The organism is Pseudomonas sp. ENNP23 (assembly GCF_001728945.1).
Classification (GTDB): domain Bacteria; phylum Pseudomonadota; class Gammaproteobacteria; order Pseudomonadales; family Pseudomonadaceae; genus Metapseudomonas; species Metapseudomonas otitidis.
On sequence record NZ_LYSP01000067.1, the window covers coordinates 1 to 19,260 of the forward strand.

Genomic DNA, 19,260 nt, shown 5'->3' on the forward strand with positions numbered 1-19,260 from the left:
ATTCTTTTTCACTTGGAGAGAAACCGCATCCCTTCCTCCAGCCCCTGCAGGGTGAGGGGGAACATCTGGTCGTTGATCAGCTCCCGCACCAGCCCGGTGGAGGCGGTGTAGTTCCAGGTGTCCTTGGGATAGGGGTTGATCCAGATGAGCTTCTTGTACTTCTCCATGAAGCGCTTCATCCACACGTAGCCCGGCTCTTCGTTCCAGTGCTCGACGCTGCCGCCGGCTTGGGTGATCTCGTAGGGGGCCATGGCGGCGTCGCCGACGAACACCACCTTGTAGTCGGCGCCGTACTTGTGCAGCAGGTCCTGGGTGGAGGTGCGTTCGGAGGTGCGGCGCAGGTTGTTCTTCCACACCGACTCGTAGACGAAGTTGTGGAAGTAGAAGTACTCCAGGTGCTTGAACTCGGTCTTGCAGGCGGAGAACAGCTCTTCGCAGACCTTCACGTGGGCGTCCATGGAGCCGCCGATGTCCAGCAGCAGCAGGAGCTTCACGGTGTTGCGCCGTTCGGGGCGCATCTGGATGTTGAGCAGGCCGGCATCGCGGGCGGTGTGGTCGATGGTGCCGTCCAGGTCCAGCTCTTCCGCTGCGCCTTCGCGGGCGAACTTGCGAAGGCGGCGCAGGGCGACCTTGATGTTGCGGGTGCCCAGTTCCACCTGGTCGTCGAGGTTCTTGTACTCGCGCTGGTCCCAGACCTTGGCGGCCTTGCCCTGGCGCTTGCCGGCGTCGCCGACGCGGATGCCCTCGGGGTTGAAGCCGCCGGAGCCGAAGGGGCTGGTGCCGCCGGTGCCGATCCACTTGTTGCCGCCGGCGTGGCGTTCCTTCTGTTCTTCCAGGCGCTTCTTGAATTCTTCGATGAGCTTGTCGAGCCCGCCGAGGGACTGGATCTGCGCGCGCTCTTCGTTGGTGAGCAGGCGCTCGAATTCCTTGCGCAGCCACTCTTCTGGGATCAGCGCCTCGATGTGCTCGTTGAGGTTCTCCAGGCCCTTGAAGTAGGCGGAGAAGGCGCGGTCGAACTTGTCGAAGTGGCGTTCGTCCTTCACCAGCACGGTGCGGGCGAGGTAGTAGAACTCGTCCATGTCGGCGAAGACGACGTTGTGCTTGAGCGCGTTGATCAGGTCCAGCAGTTCGCGGACCGAGACCGGCACCTTGGCGGCGCGCATTTCGTTGAACAGGTTGAGCAGCATGGCTGCACCCTCTTGCTAGCGGTGGGGCCTCAGGAATGGGATTCCTGGGGCAGGCCGTCGGCGATGGCGTACCAGTCGGCCTTGGATTCTGTGTAGATGTGCTTCTGCGGGACTTCACCCAGGGGCGAGTCCAGGGTGCCCAGGGCCACCGAGACCCACTTGGGGTGCGGGTGGTCGGCGAACCATTGCAGGTTGCTGCCGCACTGGCGGCAGAAGGTCCGGGTCACGTGGGGGGAGGAGTGGAACGCGGCCACCTGGTCCTGCCCTGCGGTGAAGCGGAAGTGCTCGCGCCGCACGTTGCCGTAGCTGGCGAAGGCCGCGCTGTGGCCCTTGCGGCACTGGCCGCAATGGCAATGGGTGGCGGATTCGATGGGCGCGTCGATCTGGTACTTCACCGCGCCGCACAGGCAACTGCCGTTATGCATGGCGGGGGCCTCCTCGGTGGGCGGTTGAACCCTCTCCCGTGGGCGGGGAGAGGGGGGCAGGTCAGCGGCTGGCGCGGCGCGCCATGAAGGCCAGGCGTTCGAGCAGCATCACGTCCTGCTCGTTCTTCACCAGGGCGCCGGCCAGCGGCGGGATGGCCTTGGACGGGTCACGCTCGCGCAGCACGGCCTCGCCGATGTTGTCGGCCATCAGCAGTTTCAGCCAGTCCACCAGTTCGCTGGTGGAGGGCTTCTTCTTCAGGCCTGGGACCTTGCGCACGTCGAAGAACACGTCCAGCGCCTCGGCCACCAGCTCGCCGCTGATGTTGGGGTAGTGGACGTCGACGATCTTCTTCAGCGTCTCGCGGTCGGGGAAGGCGATGTAGTGGAAGAAGCAGCGGCGCAGGAAGGCGTCCGGCAGTTCCTTCTCGTTGTTGGAGGTGATGATGATGATCGGGCGCTGCTTGGCCTTGATGGTCTCGTTCGTCTCGTAGACGTAGAACTCCATCTTGTCGAGTTCCTGCAGCAGGTCGTTGGGGAACTCGATGTCGGCCTTGTCGATCTCGTCGATCAGCAGGATCACGCGCTCGTCGGCCTCGAAGGCCTCCCAGAGCTTGCCTTTCTTGATGTAGTTGCGGACGTCGTGGACCTTGTCGGAGTTGAGCTGGGAGTCGCGCAGGCGGCTCACGGCGTCGTACTCGTACAGGCCCTGGTGCGCCTTGGTGGTGGACTTGATGTGCCAGGTGATCAGCTTGGCGCCGAAGGCTTCGGCCAGCTGCTCGGCGAGCATGGTCTTGCCGGTGCCCGGTTCGCCCTTGACCAGCAGCGGGCGTTGCAGGGTGATCGCTGCGTTGACGGCGAGCTTGAGGTCGTCAGTGGCGACGTAGGACTGGGTGCCTTCGAACTTCATCAGGTAATCCTCGAACGGTAACGACCGGCAGTGCCGGGCGCGCGGTATCAGGTGGAGGCGCCGACTATAGCGTGAGCCCCGGCGCACTGTGAACGCAGACGGGGCATTCAGTCACTGAATGGGCGGTCACGCTCTTGAAGCCTAGTTCGTCGTGGCGGCGGCGCCCTGTCCTCCGGTGGGTCGTGCGGCGTCATCGCGCTCGGACGGGGCACGTTCGAAGCGCGGGGTGAAGGCTTCGACGAAGGCGTTGCGCAGGATGGCGATGAACGCCTGGAAGGCGCTGACGTCCTGCTGGTGCACGTTGCCGCTGAGCTCCACGCGGGTGGCGAACTGGTCGCGGCGCTGGTTCTTCAGCAGGGTCTCGCCGCCGCTGACGAGGGCTTCCCAGAGGGCGCGGAGCACGCCCTTGTCCTCGTTCTCCACGTCCTGGCGCCAATCGAACACGTCCACATCGTGCAGCAGTGGCTCGATGCAGCCGCTGAGCCGGGCGTTGTCGGCGCGGGCTTCGATCACCAGATCGCCCTGGCCCCGGCGGAAGTCGAAGCGGCCATCCAGCACCCGCAGTTCGTTGAGGGTGACGGGCAGCAGTTTGTCGAGCGGGTTGCGCCATTCGGTTCGGCTGGACGGCCGAGGCACCTGGGCATAGGCTGGATCACTTTCTCCCATCGACCCGCCACCTTCGAGGACCGGTTCATGAGCCGCATCTACGCAGACAACTCCAAGGCCATCGGCAACACGCCGCTGGTGATGATCAACCGCCTGGGCCCCAAGGGCGTGACCATCCTCGCCAAGATCGAGGGGCGCAACCCGGCCTATTCGGTGAAGTGCCGCATCGGCGCCAGCATGATCTGGGACGCGGAAGAGAGCGGCCGCCTGCGCCCGGGCATGACCCTGGTGGAGCCCACCTCGGGTAACACCGGCATCGGTCTGGCCTTCGTCGCGGCGGCGCGGGGTTACAAGCTGATCCTCACCATGCCGGCCTCCATGAGCCTGGAGCGGCGCAAGGTGCTCAAGGCCCTGGGTGCCGAGCTGGTGCTCACCGAGCCGGCCAAGGGCATGAAGGGCGCCATCGAGAAGGCGGCCGAGATCGCCGCCGGCAACCCCGAGCAGTACCTGCTGCTGCAACAGTTCGAGAACCCGGCCAACCCGGCCATCCATGAGACGACCACCGGCCCGGAGATCTGGAACGACACCGACGGCGCCATCGACGTGCTGGTGGCCGGCGTCGGCACCGGCGGCACCATCACCGGCATTTCCCGCTACATCAAGCAGCAGCGCGGCAAGCCGATCCTCTCGGTGGCGGTGGAGCCGGTGACCTCGCCGGTGATCAGCCAGACCCTGGCCGGTGACGAAGTGAAGCCCAGCCCGCACAAGATCCAGGGCATCGGTGCCGGCTTCGTGCCGAAGAACCTGGACCTGTCCATCGTCGACCGCGTCGAGCAGGTCAGCGACGAGGAGGCCAAGGCCATGGCCCAGCGCCTGATGCGCGAGGAAGGCATCCTCTGCGGCATCTCCTGCGGGGCGGCGATGGCTGCCGCCGTGCGCCTGGCCGAGAAGCCGGAGATGCAGGGCAAGACGCTGGTGGTGATCCTCCCCGACTCGGGTGAGCGCTACCTGTCCACCATGCTCTTCGACGGTCTGTTCACCGAGCAGGAACTGCAGCAGTAACCCGCTGCTGCGTAAAGAAGGAGGCCGCCCGGTGGGCGGCCTCTTTCGTTTGGCGGGGTTGGGTTTTACCGGCAGGCGCCCTCGTCACGCCAGACCTTGCCGGTGTTGTCGGCACCAGTGAAGGCCGGGTTGCCGGGCTCGTTGCCCTTGGTCCACCAGCGGGCGGTGTAGGTGCGACCCTTGTGGGTGACCGTGTTGCCCGCTACGTAGGTGCCCGACGTGCTCCAGGGCTTGGCGCAGGTACCTGGTTGCTGGCCGGCCTCGGCCTTCACCCGGACCTTGTGGGTGCGGGTCACTTCGTGGTGGCCGTTGCCCAGGGTGAGGGTGAAGGTGTAGTCGGCGTCCTTGTCCAGGCGCGGTGCGGTGAAGCTGAGGCCGGCGCCGTCGCTCTGGAAGGCGAGGGCGGGGCTCAAGCTCCAGCGGTAGCTGAGGTTCAGTCCGTTCGGGTCTGTCGACCCGGCGGCGCTGAGCTGCACGCGGTCACCGGCCTTGGCATCCGCCGGCCCGCTGATGGTGGGTACCGGCGGCAGGATCACCGGCGGCTGCTCGGGCGTACCGTTGGCCTCGCAGGGTCCCAGGTCACGCCAGACCTTGCCGCTGCCGTCCGCCCCGGTGGAGGCGGGGGTGCCGGGCTCGTTGTTGCGCGTCCACCAGCGGGCTTCGTACAGGCGGCCTTTCCACTGGGCCTTGTGGCCCTGCAGGTACTCGGTGCCGGGTTGCCAGGTGGCTTCGCAGGTGGCGCCGGCGCCGCTGGCGGCCTTGACCAGCAGCTCATGCACGCGGGTGGTGGTCTGCTTGCCGTTGCTGACCGTCACGCTGAAGCGGTAGCGGGTGTCGCTGCTGTGCTCCGGTGCCTTGAAGGTCAGACGCGGGCCGTCGATGTCGAAGTCCAGCGCCGGGGCCACGGACCAGTTGTAGCTCAGCGCGCTGCCCTGGGGATCGCTGGAGCCGGAGGCATCCAGTTGCACCTGCTGGCCGGCTTCGGCCACGGCCGGGCCCTGGACCACTACCACCGGCGGCTTGCCGCCGTCCTCCGGTTTCAGCGGGGCGGCCTGTGCCTCGTTGCTGGCGCTGAATTCGCCCTGGCCGAGCAGTGTCCAGTTGCCGTTGGGATTGTCGCTGCCGTAGATGCGGTAGCCCTTGATGTTGCCCTCCATGTCGCGCACCTGCTGGGGCAGGTAGTTGAGGCTGGAGAAGCGCTGTGTGCCACCCAGGTCGATGACCATGTGGTGGGGGTAGCGGTCACCGGGCACGGTGGTCCAGTAGGAGCCGGTGTTGCCGTCGATGGCGTGCGCGCCGCTTGCAGAGGCAGGGACGGCACTGCTGACGGCGTGCACCCGCCAGCCGTCACGGGGCAGCAGCCGGCCTTGGGCATCCGCCAGGTGCAGCTCGGCGGCGCTGGCGCGCTCCTTGCCATCGATGGAGGACTCGGCCACCAGCTTCAGGTAGCGCGCCTGGGCGGTGTCCTGGGTGGCGGCGTAGAGCGCGCCGTCCAGATAGAGGTCGCCCACCGGTTTGTTGGCTTCCGCGCGGATGGCCAGGTGCCAGCGGCCCGGGGCCGGGTTGTCCAGTGCCAGGAAGGGCTGGACGCTTTCCGCCGAGCGGGCGTCGAATTGGTTGGCGCTGGGCAGAGCGCCCCGGCGCAGCAGCAGCTGCGAGCGGCCGTTGCCCCGGTCGTAGCCCTCGCCCTGGGCGGTGGCGATCAGCAGACGCTGGGCGCCTTTGGGTACGTCGATGACGAAGTTGCGCCACTGGCCCTTGGCCAGGGTGACCCGCTCCTTCAGTACCTCATTCTTGATCTCATCGGCCAGCGGGATCACCGCCGGGCTGTAGGCGGACACGCGCGCCGCGTTCTCGCGCCAGATCCTGGCCATGTTGGCGGTTCTGGCATCGCCCAGGGGGATGCCCTGCACGTCGCGCAGGTCCGGGTTGGAGTAGAAGGGGACGTGGTTGCCGCAGAGGATGGTGCCGACCCGACCGTTGTTGTAGCCGAAGCGGTGGCTTTTGCCGTCCGGGCAGTGGCTGCCGCCAGCGTTGTGGGCCACCTCGTGACGGAAGGTGGCCGGGGAGTTGATGTAGTTGATCGAGTAGCGCCCTGGGACGTAGGCCCAGCCAATGGCGGTGTCAACGCCCGGGGTGCCCATGATAAAGCCGGCCACCAGGTCGGGGCTGTACTGGCGCATGCCGTCGCGGAACAGGGTGGATACCTGGGCGAGTGTGCCGGTGGTGATGGGGTAATCGCCGGCGACGACCTGGGTGCCCACCAGGCGCAGGCGCACCCCTTCGACCTGAGACTGCTTCAGGGCACGGTTGACCATCGCGACCTGTGCCAGGGCATAGGCCTCGTGGTCACCGATGAAGTCGGCGGCTTTTTGGGAGAAGCCCGCCAGCAGGTCGATCACGATCTCACCGGCCTGGTTGCGGTCCACCAGCAGGCTGCGCTTGCCGCGCTCCTCAAGGATGCCGGGGACCTCTTCGATCACCTGCTCGACGTAGTCGACCTGGCTCGGGTGGAAGGCGTGCGGGGCGTCGAAGCGGGTCAGCACCTGCTCGCCGTCTGCCGAGCCCCGGATGATGGTGTTGGCTTCGGGCAGCAGGGCGACGAAGCTGCCGTCGTTCCGCGCCGCGAGGAAGAACTCACCGGGGCCCGAGAGGTTGCGGCCCGATCCCAGGGTCTGGCCGACGTAGACGTTGAGTCCGGGCTGGCTCTCGCTGGGTTCGACGCTGGTGCGCAGCAGGCTCAGCCCTGCCTCCTGGCGCAACTGCTCGGTGCCCAGGGCGGCGACACCGCTGCGCGCCGTGCCGGGCTTGAGGGCCTGCAGGTCGATGAACTGGCCAGTGAGGGTGACTTCCCGCGTGGCGCTGGCGTGGTGGGCGGTGACGGGATCGGCCGCAGTGGCCGTTGCCATCGGCAGGGCCGCCAGGGTGCCCAGTGAGGCTGCCCAGAGGCAGATGCCTCGGCAGATGGGGTTGATCTTGAAGCTCGGCATAAAGCACTCCTGAGCCTGCACCGCCCGAAGGCGCGCGGGCTCGCCAGCCTGTGGCTGGTGATCGTTCAGTGGGAGGGTTGGTTGCCGGCGAGCTGATGGTAGGCATGGCCTCGGGCCGCTGTAAAAGAAGCCGGGGCATTTTCGGACGGGTCCGAACCGGGTGGTTCGGCAGGGTGTTTCCGCGCTGCCGGGATGGATCATGCCGGGGGCGTTTTGGCACTCGGCAGCGGGCGTGGGTGGGGGTAGGCGGTGAACGGTCGGGGGCGCAGGACTTCCGCTGGAGCGTTCCGCTTTCGACGTGCTCTGCCGACTCGCATGGCTCGCCCTCCTGAAGAGCGCTGTCCCCGCCCGAGCCTTCCTCGCTTCGCGTCAGCGCGGCGTGCTGCCCAGGCGCTGGGAGTCCGGCAGACGGGTACTTGACCCACTTCTTTACGCGATCTTTATGCCGCCAGGCCCTTCCGTGGCTCGTTCCTTTACGCCCCCCTTGTCGAGAATTCGCCCAAAGCGGCGCCGTCCGCATCACGGAGCGACACACATGAGCATTCTCGACGGGTTGTCCCTGGCCATGGCCACGGGGCTTTTCATCCACCTGCTGGTTGCGCTGCTGCGCGCCGAGCGTGGCTAGGGGGCGCCATGGACGTACAGGACTACGGCCTGATCCTGGCCTTCTTCCTCCTGGTGCTGGTGCCGGCGCCCTTCATCGGGCGCTACATCTACCGCGCCATGGAGGGTGAGCGCACCTTCCTGACCCCGCTGTTCGCTCCGGTGGAGCGCCTGTGCTACCGCATCGCCGGCGTCGACCCGCAGCGCGAGTACGACTGGAAGACCTACACCCTGTCGCTGTTGGCATTCAACGCCGCCGGGCTGGTGCTGCTGTTCGCCATCCTCACCCTGCAGCACCTGTTGCCGCTGAACCCGCAGCATCTGCCGGGGCTGGAATGGAGCCTGGCGTTCAACACCGCCGCCAGCTTCATCACCAACACCAACTGGCAGGCCTACAGCGGTGAGGCGAGCCTGAGCTATTTCAGCCAGATGGTCGGCCTGGGGGTGCAGAACTTCGTCAGCGCCTCGGTGGGCCTGTGCGTGCTGGTGGCCCTGGCCCGTGGCATCGCCCGGCGCAGCACGCGGGACCTGGGCAACTTCTGGGTCGACCTGACCCGTGGCACCCTCTATGCGCTGCTGCCGCTGGCGTTGATGCTGGCGCTGTTCCTGGTGTGGCAGGGCGTGCCGCAGACCTTCGCCGACTACGTCAGTGCCAAGACCCTGGGCGGCACCGATCAGGTCATCCCCCTCGGTCCGGCCGCCAGCCAGATCGCCATCAAGCAGCTCGGCACCAACGGCGGTGGCTTCTTCGGCGTGAACTCCAGCCACCCGTTCGAGAACCCCAGCGCCTGGAGCAACCTGTTCGAGGTGGCGTCGATCATCCTGATCCCCGCTGCGCTGGTATTCAGCTTCGGCCACTACGTGAAGGACCTGCGCCAGAGCCGCGCGCTGCTGGCCTGCATGCTCGTGCTGTTCGCCGTCGGCCTCAGTGTCACGCTGTGGGCTGAGTTCCGCCCCAACCCGGCACTGGCTGCGCTGCCCATCGAGCAGGTGGGTTCACTGGAAGGCAAGGAAGCCCGCTTCGGCACGGTTGCATCGGCGCTCTGGGCAGTGACCACCACGGCTGCGTCCAACGGCTCGGTGAACGCCATGCATGACAGCTTCAGCGCCCTGGGCGGCATGGTGCCGATGTTCAACATGATGCTCGGCGAAGTGATCTTCGGCGGGGTCGGCGCGGGCCTCTACGGCATGCTGCTGTTCGTGCTGATCGCGGTGTTCCTGGCCGGCCTGATGATCGGCCGCACCCCCGAATACCTGGGCAAGAAGCTGGAGGCCCGCGAGGTTCGCCTGCTGGTGGCCACCCTGCTGGTGATGCCGGTGGGCGTGCTGGTGTTCTGCGCCCTGGCGGTGAGCCTGCCGGGCCCGGCCGCGTCCATCACCAACCCTGGCGCCCATGGCTTCAGCCAGGCGCTCTACGCCTACACCTCGGGCACCGCCAACAACGGGTCGGCGTTCGCCGGGCTGGGCGCCAACACGGTGTTCCACAACGTGATGATCGGCCTGGCCATGCTGCTCGGACGCTTCGGCTACATCCTCCCGGTGCTGGCCATCGCCGGCAGCCTGGCGACGAAGAAGCGCGCGCCGGTCGGTGCCGACAGCTTCCCCACCCATGGCCCGCTGTTCGTCACTTTGCTGACCCTGACCATCCTGCTGGTGGGTGGCCTGACCTTCCTTCCGGCACTGGCCCTCGGGCCCATCGCCGAACACCTCGCGCAGCTCCAGGGCTTCTAGGAGAAACCACATGAACGCCCCTCTGAAGGCGCCCAAGGCCGGCGCCAAGCAACCCTCCGCCACCACCGTCGCCGCGCTGTGGAAGCCGGCGCTGGTGCAGGCCTTCGTCAAGCTCGACCCGCGCCAGCTCAAGCGCTCGCCGGTGATGCTTGTGGTGGAGCTGACTGCGGTGCTGACCACCGTGCTCTGCTTCATCCCCAACCCGGCGGTGTCCCTCGGCCTGGCGCTGCAGCTCGCGCTGTGGCTGTGGTTCACCGTGCTCTTCGCCAACTTCGCCGAGGCCCTGGCCGAAGGCCGTGGCAAGGCCCGCGCCGACAGCCTCAAGGCCGGCAGCCAGGGCCTCGGTGCCCGTCGCCGCACGGCCTCCGGTGCCTTCGAGACGGTGCCGGCCAGCAGCCTGCGCCGGGGCGATATCGTCCGCGTCGAGGCGGGTGAGCTGATCCCCGGTGACGGCGAGGTCATCCAGGGCATCGCGGCGGTCAACGAGGCCGCCATCACCGGTGAATCCGCTCCGGTGATCCGCGAGTCCGGCGGCGACCGCTCGGCCGTCACCGGCAACACCCGTGTGGTGTCGGACTGGCTGCTGGTGAAGATCACCGCCAACCCTGGCGAGTCGACCCTGGACCGCATGATCGCCCTGGTGGAAGGTGCGCGCCGGCAGAAGACGCCGAACGAAGTGGCGCTGGACATCCTGCTCATCGGCCTGACGCTGATCTTCCTGCTGGTGGTGGCCACCCTGCAGCCCTTCGCCCGCTTCGCCGGTGGTGACCTGCCGCTGGTGTACCTGGTGGCGCTGCTGGTGACGCTCATCCCCACTACCATCGGCGGCCTGCTTTCGGCCATCGGCATCGCCGGCATGGACCGCCTGGTGCGCCTGAACGTCATCGCCAAGTCCGGCCGTGCCGTGGAAGCGGCAGGGGACGTGCATGTGCTGCTGCTGGACAAGACCGGCACCATCACCTTCGGCAACCGCCGCTGCAGCGCGATGGTCAAGGCCCCCGGTGTCAGCGGCAAGGAACTGGCCGACGCGGCGCTGCTGGCCTCCCTGGCCGACGATACGCCGGAAGGCAAGTCTATCGTCGAGTACCTGCGTGCGCTCAACACCCTGGAGGAGCCGGCCCGCGAGGCCGTCACCGCCATCGCCTTCAGCGCCGAGACGCGCCTCTCCGGCGCCGACTGGAACGGTCACAGCTACCGCAAGGGCGCCGTGGACGCGGTGCTGGCCTGGGTCGGCATGGAGCGCGACGGCATGCCGGAGATGCTCGCCCGCGAGGTCGAACGCATCGCCCAGGGCGGCGGCACGCCGCTGCTGGTGGCTGCCGATGGCCGCCTGCTGGGTGCCATCCACCTCAAGGACGTGATCAAGCCCGGCATCCGCGACCGCTTCGCCGAGCTGCGCCGCATGGGCATCCGCACCGTGATGGTGACCGGCGACAACCCGCTGACCGCCGCCGCCATTGCCGCCGAAGCCGGGGTGGACGACGTGATCGCCGAGGCCACGCCGGAGAAGAAGCTGGCGCGCATCCGCTTCGAGCAGGGCGAAGGCAAGCTGGTGGCCATGTGCGGCGACGGCGCCAACGACGCCCCGGCGCTGGCCCAGGCCGATGTGGGCCTGGCGATGAACGACGGCACCCAGGCCGCCCGCGAGGCCGCCAACCTGGTGGACCTGGACTCCGACCCGACCAAGCTGCTGGACGTGGTGCAGGTGGGCAAGGAGCTGCTGGTGACCCGTGGCGCGCTGACCACCTTCTCGGTGGCCAACGATGTGGCCAAGTACTTCGCCATCCTCCCCGCGCTGTTTGCCGGCATCTACCCGCAGCTGGGCGTGCTCAACCTGATGCAGTTGCACAGCCCGCAGAGCGCCATCCTCTCGGCCATCGTGTTCAACGCGCTGATCATCATCGCGCTGATCCCCCTGGCTCTGCGCGGGGTGCGCATCCAGGCCGCGGACGCCGCCAGCCTGCTGCGCCGCAACCTGCTGATCTACGGCCTGGGCGGTTTGGTGGCGCCCTTCGTCGGTATCAAGGTGATCGACGTGCTGCTGACTGTCATCGGCCTGGTTTGACGCCATTCCCCTCCTACCAGGGAGGGGAGGACCGGGGGCCGGACCCGCCCCCGTTCGCCTTCGCTTTCCATCGAGGAACTGAATATGCTTTCGCAACTTCGACCCGCCCTGAGCCTCTTGGCCCTGATGACCCTGATTACCGGCGTCGCCTACCCCCTCACCGTGACCGGCATTGCCCAGGTGGCCTTCCCCGAGCAGGCCAACGGCAGCCTGGTGCGCGATGCCCAGGGCGAGGTGCGCGGCAGCCGCCTGCTGGCCCAACCCGTGGACGGCCCGCAATGGTTCCAGCCGCGCCCCTCCGCCGGCGACTACGCCACCGTGTCCAGCGGGGCCAGCAACCTGGCGCCGAGCAACCCGGCCCTGGCCGAGCGCATCAACAAGGACGCCAACCGCCTGCTGGCCGACGCCCAGGGCCCGGTGCCGATGGCCCTGGTGACCACCTCCGGCAGCGGCCTCGACCCGCACCTGCCGCCGGCCGCCGCGCGCTACCAGATCCCGCGCATCGCCGCCGCCCGCCACCTGCAGCCCGAGCAGTTGGAGCGCCTGGTGGAGCGCTACACCGAACGGCCGGCCATCGGTGAGCCGGTGGTCAATGTGCTGGCCCTCAACCTGAGACTGAACGAGATGCCCGAATGAGTGATGCCGGCCGCGCGGACGCGCTGTTGGCCGAACTGCCCCCTGAAGGGCGTGGCCGCCTGAAAGTCTTCCTCGGTGCCGCGCCCGGCGTGGGCAAGACCTACGCCATGCTCCAGGCCGCCCAGGCGCAACGGCGCCAGGGCGTCGACCTGCGCGTGGGCGTGGTGGAGACCCACGGCCGCAGCGAGACCGAGGCGATGCTCGCCGGCCTGCCGCAACAACCCCAGCGACGCCTGGAGTACCGGGGCGTGCCGCTGACCGAGATGGACCTGGACGGCCTGCTGGCCCACCCGCCACGCCTGGCCCTGGTGGACGAGCTGGCCCACAGCAACGCCCCCGGCAGCCGCCACGCCAAGCGCTGGCAGGATGTGCAGGAGCTGCTGGCCGCCGGCATCGACGTGTACACCACGGTCAACGTGCAGCACCTGGAGGCCCTCAACGACCAGGTGTTCGACATCACCGGCGTGCAGGTGCGCGAGACGGTGCCGGACTGGGTGCTGCAGGAGGCGGACGAGATCCTCCTCATCGACCTGCCGCCCCGCGAGCTGCTGGAGCGCCTGCGCGAAGGCAAGGTCTACGTGCCGGAACAGGCCCGCGCGGCCATCGACGCCTTCTTCTCCCAGACCAACCTCACCGCCCTGCGCGAGCTGGCCATGCAGACCGCCGCTGCGCGGGTGGACGCCGACCTGGCGCGGCGCTACCGCCTGCAGGGCCAGGAGGCACCGCCGGTGCGCGGCCGCCTGCTGGTGGGGGTGGACGGCGACGATCAGGCCGAGCGCCTGGTACGCCATGCCTGCCGGGTGGCCGAGCGCCGTCACCTGCCCTGGAGCCTGGTGCACGTGGACACCGGCCGCACCCGCAACGAAGACAGCCGCGCCCGCCTGCAGGCCGCCCAGCAACTGGCCGAGCGCCTGGGCGGGGAGGTGGTGACGCTGCGTGCCGAGGCCGTGACCTCGACCCTGCTGGCCCACGCCCGCGAGCGCCGCGCCAGCCTGCTGCTGGTGGGCCGCAGCCGCCAGCGCCTGCGCCGTCGCTGGCTGGGCCGGGGCGTGGCGGAACGTCTGCTGCGCCATGGCCAGGGGCTGGAGATCAGCGTGCTCGACACCGATCCGGACACCCGCCCCGCGCCCAGTGGGCGCGATCCCGTGCCGGCGGGAGACTACGGCCTGGCGCTGGCGGCAGTGCTGGCCGCCAGCGGCATCGCCTGGGGGGCGCACCTGGTGCTGGCGCTGCCGAACATCTCTCTGGTGTTCCTCGCCGCCGTGCTGCTGGTGGCGGTGCGCAGCAGCCTGGCCCCGGCGCTGGTGTGCGCCGGGTTGTCGTTCCTGGCCTATGACGTCCTGTTCATCCCGCCGGTGTTCTCCCTGACCATCGCCCGCCAGGAAGACGTGCTGACCCTGCTGTTCTTTCTGCTGATGGCCGGGCTTACCGGCAACCTCGCTTCGCGCCAGCGCCGCCAGGTGCAGGCCCTGCGCAGCACCCAGGCGGAAACCACGGCGCTGCTGGACCTCTCGCGCAAGCTCACCGCCGCTACCGATCGCCAGGCGGTGATGAAGGCGGCCACCCAGCAGTTCGAGGCCTGGACCGATCTGGAGGTGTGCCTGCTGGGCCGTGGCCGTGACGGGCTGTGGCGGATCGAAGCCGGCGTGCAGCGCCTGCTGGCGGACCAGGAGCGGGCTGCCGCCGACTGGTCCTGGCAGCACGAGCAGAGCGCCGGCCTGGGCACCGGCACGCTGCCGGGCGGGCGCTGGTGGTGGCTGCCGCTGAGCGGCGAGGACGGCCCGTTGGCCCTGCTTGGCGTGGCACCGCGCGACGGCCAGCCGCTGTCCGCCGAGCGCCGGCGCCTGTTGGCCGCCCTCGGCCAGCCGCTGGCCCAGGCCCTGGCCCGCGCCCAGTTGGCGGAGGACCTGGAGGCCGCGCGCCTGCACGGCGAGACCGAGCAGTTGCGCAGCGCGTTGCTGGCGTCCGTCTCCCATGACCTGCGCACGCCGCTGACGGCCATGCGCGGCTCCATCGACAGCCTGCTGGCCCTGGGCGAGGCGATCCCCCTGGCGGACCGCCGCGAGCTGCTGGAGGGCACCCGCGATGAGGCCGAGCGCCTGGATCGTTACATCCAGAACCTGCTGGACATGACCCGCCTCGGTCACGGCGGCCTCAAGCTGGCCCGCGACTGGGTGGCGCCGGTGGACATCATCGCCAGCGCCCTGCAGCGGCTGCGCCCGGTGCTGGCGCCGCTGAAGGTGGAGACGCGGGTGCCCGAGGCGCTGCCGCTGCTCTACGTTCATGCAGCACTCATCGAGCAGGCGCTGGTCAACGTGCTGGAGAACGCCGCGCGCTTCTCGCCCACGGGTGGCCGCCTGCGGGTGGCGGTGGAGGCGGGCGACGACGAACTGCGCCTGGCGGTCAGCGATGAAGGCCCCGGCATCCCGGTGGCCGAGCGCGAGCGCATCTTCGACATGTTCTACACCGCCGCCCGGGGCGACCGAGGCGGGCAGGGCACCGGCCTGGGCCTGGCCATCTGCCAGGGCATGGTCGGCGCCCACGGTGGCCGCGTCAGCGTCGGTGAGGGGCTGGATGGTCGGGGGACTACGCTGACCCTGCACCTGCCGTTGCACCCGCAGCCGGTGCTGGAGGAAGAGTGATGGCGGGGCGCTGGCGGAAAGGGACGGCGGGGCCGTCCTTCGTGAATGAATTCGCTCCCACAAGGATGCGAGCCGGACTGGCAATCGATGTGATGAATCACCCATGACGACCCCCCAATCAACCGTGCTGGTCATCGACGACGAAGCACAGATCCGCAAGTTCCTGCGCATCAGCCTGGCGTCCCAGGGGCACAAGGTGCTCGAAGCCGCCAACGGCACCGAGGGCCTGGCCCAGGTAGCCCTCGGCCGGCCCGACCTGGTGGTGCTGGACCTCGGCCTGCCGGACATGGACGGCCAGGCCGTGCTGGCCGAGCTGCGCCAGTGGTCCCAGGTGCCGGTGCTGGTGCTCTCGGTGCGGGCCAGCGAGGGCGAGAAGGTGCTGGCGCTGGACAACGGGGCCAACGACTACGTGACCAAGCCCTTCGGCATCCAGGAATTCCTCGCCCGGGTGCGGGTGCTGCTGCGCCAGGGCGGCGGTGAACCCCAGGAGGCCAGCGTGAGCAGCGGCCCGCTGCACCTGGACTTCGCCTACCGCCGCGTCACCCTGGACGGCCAGGAGGTGGCCCTGACCCGCAAGGAGTACGCCGTGCTCGCCCAACTGGCGCGGCACCTCGGACGTGTGGTGACCCAGCAGCAACTGCTCAAGGACATCTGGGGCCCCACCCATGTCGAGGACACCCACTACCTGCGGGTGGTGGTGGGGCATCTGCGGCAGAAGCTCGGCGACGACCCGGCCGCGCCGCGTTTCATCGTCACCGAGGCCGGCGTCGGCTACCGCCTGCTGGAGGGTTAGGGGCGGCACCTGCGATCCTGTCGCGGTATTTGCGACGGTGCTGTGTTGTGCGCGGCGTATCCGTCGTCTAGCGCTTATTGGGCGCCTCTAAAAACTACCTGCGTTGTCATCGCGGCGTTAAAAACAGGCTCGTGCGCGAGTCCGATCAAAATGCTCATTTACCGCACGTAAACTGCGCTTTTTCGCCTGTTTTTGCCTTGCGCTGACGGCCTCGCCTACGTTTTTAGAGGTGCCCTATTCCTGACCCGCTTGGTTACTCGTTCGGACCCTCTCACGATGCAAGCCCTGCTCGACGACATCCTCGATCACATTCGCCCCCTCATCGGCACCGGCAAGGTCGCCGACTACATCCCGGCCCTTGCACGGGTCGCCCCCAATCAGTTGGGCATTGCCGTGTACGGCAACGACGGCCAGCTTTACACCGCCGGTGATGGTCATCTGCCGTTCTCCATCCAGAGCATTTCCAAGGTGTTCAGCCTGGTGCAGGCCTTCCAGCACTCCGGCGAGGCCATCTGGGAACGCCTGGGCCACGAGCCATCAGGGCAGCCGTTCAACTCGCTGGTGCAGTTGGAGTTCGAACGTGGCGTGCCGCGCAACCCCTTCATCAATGCCGGGGCGCTGGTGATCTGCGACATCAACCAGTCGCGCTTCGCCGCGCCGAGCCTGTCCATGCGCGACTTCGTGCGGCGCCTCTCGGGCAACCCGGAGGTGGTGTCGGATGCGGTGGTGGCGCGCTCGGAGTACGAACACCGCTCGCGCAATGCCGCAGCGGCCTACCTGATGAAGTCCTTCGGCAACTTCCACAACGACGTGGAGGAGGTGCTGCGCAGCTACTTCCACCACTGCGCGCTGTGCATGAGCTGCGCCGACCTGGCGCGGGCCTTCAGCTTCCTGGCCAACGAGGGCGTCAACGTGCACAGCGGCGAAACTGTGCTGAGCGCCCGGCAGACCCGCCAGGTGAACGCGCTGATGGCCACCAGCGGGCTCTACGACGAGGCCGGCAACTTCGCCTACCGCGTCGGCCTTCCAGGCAAGAGCGGCGTCGGCGGTGGCATCGTCGCCGTGGTGCCGGGGCAGTTCACCGTGTGCGTCTGGTCGCCGGAGCTGAACGCATCCGGCAACTCGGTGGCCGGCATGGCGGCGTTGGAGGAACTCTCCGCACGGATCGGCTGGTCCATCTTCTGACGGTGATCAATGCCGGTGGGGCGCGGATCGGTTGATCATGCGCCGCACCGGATCATCCTCATCCACGGCCACCGATAAGGACATCGAGCACGCCATGATCGACCACGAACAGCTTCACCGGGATGGCTTTGCGCTGCTGCGCGGGGCGGTGCCGGCCGACTGGCTGGAAGGCCTGCGCAGCGCCTTCGACGCCGGGGTGAAACCCTCCGCCGAGTGGCCGGTGCCGCGCGGCCTGGATTGGCAGCACGCGCTGTTGGACCTCGACCCCGGCGTCCGCGCGGTGTGCCGCCTGCCGGCGCTGCTCGCCGTGGTGGGCGCGTTGATCGGCGAGCGCTTCTTCCTCGCCCAGGTGGAAGGGCGCGAACCCTTGCCCAATGGCGGCAGGCAGCGGCTGCACCGGGACTTCTCCGCCGAGCGCCCCGGCGACACCGTCAACGCTCTGGTCTTCCTCGACGACTACGGCCCCGACAACGGCGCCACCCGCCTCATCCCCGGCAGCCACCGCCCCGACCTGGCAGCGCCTCCCGTCGACTTCGACGACGAATCCCATGCGATTCAACTGAGCGGCTCGGCGGGCGACATCCTCGTCTTCGACGCCGACCTGATCCACGCCGGCAGCCTCAACCGCCTCGGCAGCCGACGCCGCACCCTGCTGGTCGCCTACTTCGCCGCGCCCCTCTACGCCCAGCACCAGGCCACCGCCGCGCTGCGCTATGTGCGGATGGAGCCTGTGGAGTATTTCGAGGTGGGGGAGGAATACGGTCATTAGCATTCGGACGTCTCGCACAGGAGGTGCGGGCCTTTCCTCAATCTAAAGCCTTGCGCCCGGTCTACCATTGCGGCTCCACGGACGAGAACCCTTCACGCAAGGAGAAAGGACGCATGCGTTATCTCAGCCTGGCCGTTGCTATCGGCCTTGCCCCCTTGGCCTCCCAGGCCTGCACCCTCAGCTTCACATCCCCCGGTGAAGGCGCCACGGTCAGAAGCCCGGCGATCACGGTCTATGGTGTCGGTGGCGCCGATGCCAAGGAAGGGGACTACGGCACCGTGACAGCAACGCTCAACGGTTCGCCATTCTTCAACTATTCGGGGTCTTTCACGGCGGCCGTCTCATTCCTCCAGGGGCGCGGAGTGGGCGTCACTTTGCGGCCTGGGCAGAATTTCCTGTTCGTCAGTGGTCGCGTGGGAGGGTGTTCAGCCAGCGACACGATGACCATCACCTACGACCCGGAGCTTATCCAGAGCAAGAACAAGGGCATGCCGCCGACGAATTCCTGCCACGGCAATCCCATCAATACGGCTGTCGGCAACAAGTACCAGTCTGAGTTGGACTACCAGAGCAACACTGCTCCGCTGCTGCGTTTCGAGCGGCGGTACAACAGTTTCGACGGCTACTGGCGGCACACGTACTCAACCCGTTTGGTTATTGGGACGACGAGCCTGCGTTTGATCCTGGCGGATGGGCGGGAGGTGGAGTTCGCGCGCTCTGGCAATACAGTCACGGCGTCCTCCGATGAGTTCGGCACGTTGTCGCCGGCTGCGGACGGTTGGTTTTACGCCTCGGCGAATCAGGAGCAGTTCCACTTCGATGCCCAGGGCCGCCTGAAAAGGCAGGCCGATGGTGAAGGCCGCAGCCTCGTGCTCAGCTACAACGACGCTTTGGTGACGGTTACCAGTGATACCGGGCAGAGCCTCGGCTTTACCCAGGACACCCGGCAGCAACCACTGACACTCGAGGCGCCTGGCACCTCTGTGCAGTACGAATACGACATCCGCAAGCGGCTGATCGGGCTGAAGAAAAGTCTGGATGGCAGCACGACTACGCGACGCTTCCTCTACGAGAACACCCAGTACCCCCGCTTCCTCACCGGCATCACCGACGAACGCGGCATCCGCTACGCCACCTGGACCTACGACGACCAGGGCCGTGCCATTTCCAGCGAGCACGCCGGCGGTGCGGAGAAGGTCACCGTGGCTTACAACCCCGACGGCTCCTCCACCGTCACCAACGCCCTCGGCAAGCGCACCACCTACCGCTTCCAGACCATCCAGGGCATCCGCCGCATCACCGCCATCGAAGGCGAACCCTCGGCCAACTGCCCCAACAGCAACGCCACCTTCACCTACGACGACCGTGGCCTGGTGAAGACCCGCACCGACAACAAGGGCAACGTCACCACCTTCGACTACAACGACCGTGGCCTCGAAGTCTCCCGCACCGAAGCCCACGGCACGCCCCAGGCCCGTACCGTTCTTACGGCGTGGCACCCGACGCTGTTCCTGCCGCTCACCGTCACCGAGCCGGACCGCATCACCACCTACCGCTACGACGACCAAGGACGCCAACTCAGCCAGAGCGTCAGCCCGCGCTGAACCGCACAAGGACTTGCCCATGAACCCACTGCACCGCCTGAGCGTCCTCGCGCTC

The 19,260-nt window shown here is 68.0% G+C and carries 14 protein-coding genes and 1 pseudogene; 10 read left to right on the forward strand and 5 right to left on the reverse strand.

What is annotated here, in order from left to right:
* Positions 1–8: 8 nt before the first annotated feature.
* The 4 genes and pseudogenes from A9G05_RS25045 to A9G05_RS25060 form a co-directional block, all read right to left on the reverse strand.
* Complete coding sequence (locus A9G05_RS25045; protein ID WP_069563529.1) at positions 9–1,187, reverse strand: VWA domain-containing protein; 1,179 nt, start codon at positions 1,185–1,187, stop codon at positions 9–11.
* A gap of 29 nt (positions 1,188–1,216) precedes the next feature.
* Positions 1,217–1,612, reverse strand: a complete 396-nt coding sequence (locus tag A9G05_RS25050) for a GFA family protein (protein WP_069563530.1) — start codon at positions 1,610–1,612, stop codon at positions 1,217–1,219.
* Positions 1,613–1,673: 61 nt separating this feature from the next.
* The gene (locus A9G05_RS25055) at positions 1,674–2,519 is read right to left on the reverse strand and encodes a MoxR family ATPase (RefSeq protein ID WP_044409321.1); all 846 of its coding nucleotides are present in this window, start codon (positions 2,517–2,519) and stop codon (positions 1,674–1,676) included.
* A gap of 141 nt (positions 2,520–2,660) precedes the next feature.
* Positions 2,661–3,068: pseudogene (locus tag A9G05_RS25060) on the reverse strand (hypothetical protein); the annotation flags it as partial.
* A 144-nt stretch (positions 3,069–3,212) separates the two neighbouring features.
* Here A9G05_RS25060 and cysK point away from each other — a divergent pair.
* Positions 3,213–4,187, forward strand: a complete 975-nt coding sequence (gene cysK, locus A9G05_RS25065) for a cysteine synthase A (RefSeq protein WP_069563531.1) — start codon at positions 3,213–3,215, stop codon at positions 4,185–4,187.
* Between the two features lie 65 nt (positions 4,188–4,252).
* On the opposite strand, the gene A9G05_RS25070 is transcribed toward cysK, so the two are convergent.
* On the reverse strand, positions 4,253–7,177 hold the full coding sequence (locus A9G05_RS25070) for a carbohydrate-binding protein (protein WP_069563532.1): 2,925 nt from the start codon (positions 7,175–7,177) through the stop codon (positions 4,253–4,255).
* A 535-nt stretch (positions 7,178–7,712) separates the two neighbouring features.
* Between A9G05_RS25070 and kdpF the strand changes: the two genes are divergently transcribed.
* The 9 genes from kdpF to A9G05_RS25115 all read left to right on the forward strand — a co-directional run bounded on the left by kdpF (position 7,713) and on the right by A9G05_RS25115 (position 19,205).
* A complete protein-coding gene (kdpF, locus tag A9G05_RS27495) occupies positions 7,713–7,802 on the forward strand; it encodes a K(+)-transporting ATPase subunit F (RefSeq protein ID WP_069563533.1) in 90 nt (29 codons plus the stop codon).
* 8 nt (positions 7,803–7,810) lie between these two features.
* Positions 7,811–9,511, forward strand: coding sequence for a potassium-transporting ATPase subunit KdpA (gene kdpA / locus A9G05_RS25080; RefSeq protein ID WP_069563534.1), 1,701 nt, complete (start codon positions 7,811–7,813; stop codon positions 9,509–9,511).
* 10 nt (positions 9,512–9,521) lie between these two features.
* The gene (gene kdpB, locus A9G05_RS25085) at positions 9,522–11,576 is read left to right on the forward strand and encodes a potassium-transporting ATPase subunit KdpB (RefSeq protein WP_069563535.1); all 2,055 of its coding nucleotides are present in this window, start codon (positions 9,522–9,524) and stop codon (positions 11,574–11,576) included.
* An 84-nt stretch (positions 11,577–11,660) separates the two neighbouring features.
* Positions 11,661–12,212 (forward strand): potassium-transporting ATPase subunit KdpC, encoded by a 552-nt coding sequence (kdpC, locus tag A9G05_RS25090; protein WP_069563536.1) that lies wholly within the window; start codon positions 11,661–11,663, stop codon positions 12,210–12,212.
* Complete coding sequence (locus A9G05_RS25095; RefSeq protein WP_069563537.1) at positions 12,209–14,854, forward strand: sensor histidine kinase KdpD; 2,646 nt, start codon at positions 12,209–12,211, stop codon at positions 14,852–14,854. The genes kdpC and A9G05_RS25095 overlap by 4 nt, the downstream gene beginning before the upstream one ends.
* Positions 14,855–14,957: 103 nt before the next feature.
* Positions 14,958–15,647: a response regulator gene (locus A9G05_RS25100; RefSeq protein WP_069563538.1), complete on the forward strand. Its 690-nt coding sequence runs from the start codon at positions 14,958–14,960 to the stop codon at positions 15,645–15,647.
* A gap of 276 nt (positions 15,648–15,923) precedes the next feature.
* Positions 15,924–16,832, forward strand: a complete 909-nt coding sequence (gene glsB, locus A9G05_RS25105; protein WP_069563539.1) for a glutaminase B — start codon at positions 15,924–15,926, stop codon at positions 16,830–16,832.
* A gap of 94 nt (positions 16,833–16,926) precedes the next feature.
* The gene (locus A9G05_RS25110) at positions 16,927–17,601 is read left to right on the forward strand and encodes a phytanoyl-CoA dioxygenase family protein (RefSeq protein WP_069563540.1); all 675 of its coding nucleotides are present in this window, start codon (positions 16,927–16,929) and stop codon (positions 17,599–17,601) included.
* Between the two features lie 113 nt (positions 17,602–17,714).
* The gene (locus A9G05_RS25115; protein ID WP_083272665.1) at positions 17,715–19,205 is read left to right on the forward strand and encodes a DUF6531 domain-containing protein; all 1,491 of its coding nucleotides are present in this window, start codon (positions 17,715–17,717) and stop codon (positions 19,203–19,205) included.
* Positions 19,206–19,260 lie beyond the last annotated feature (55 nt).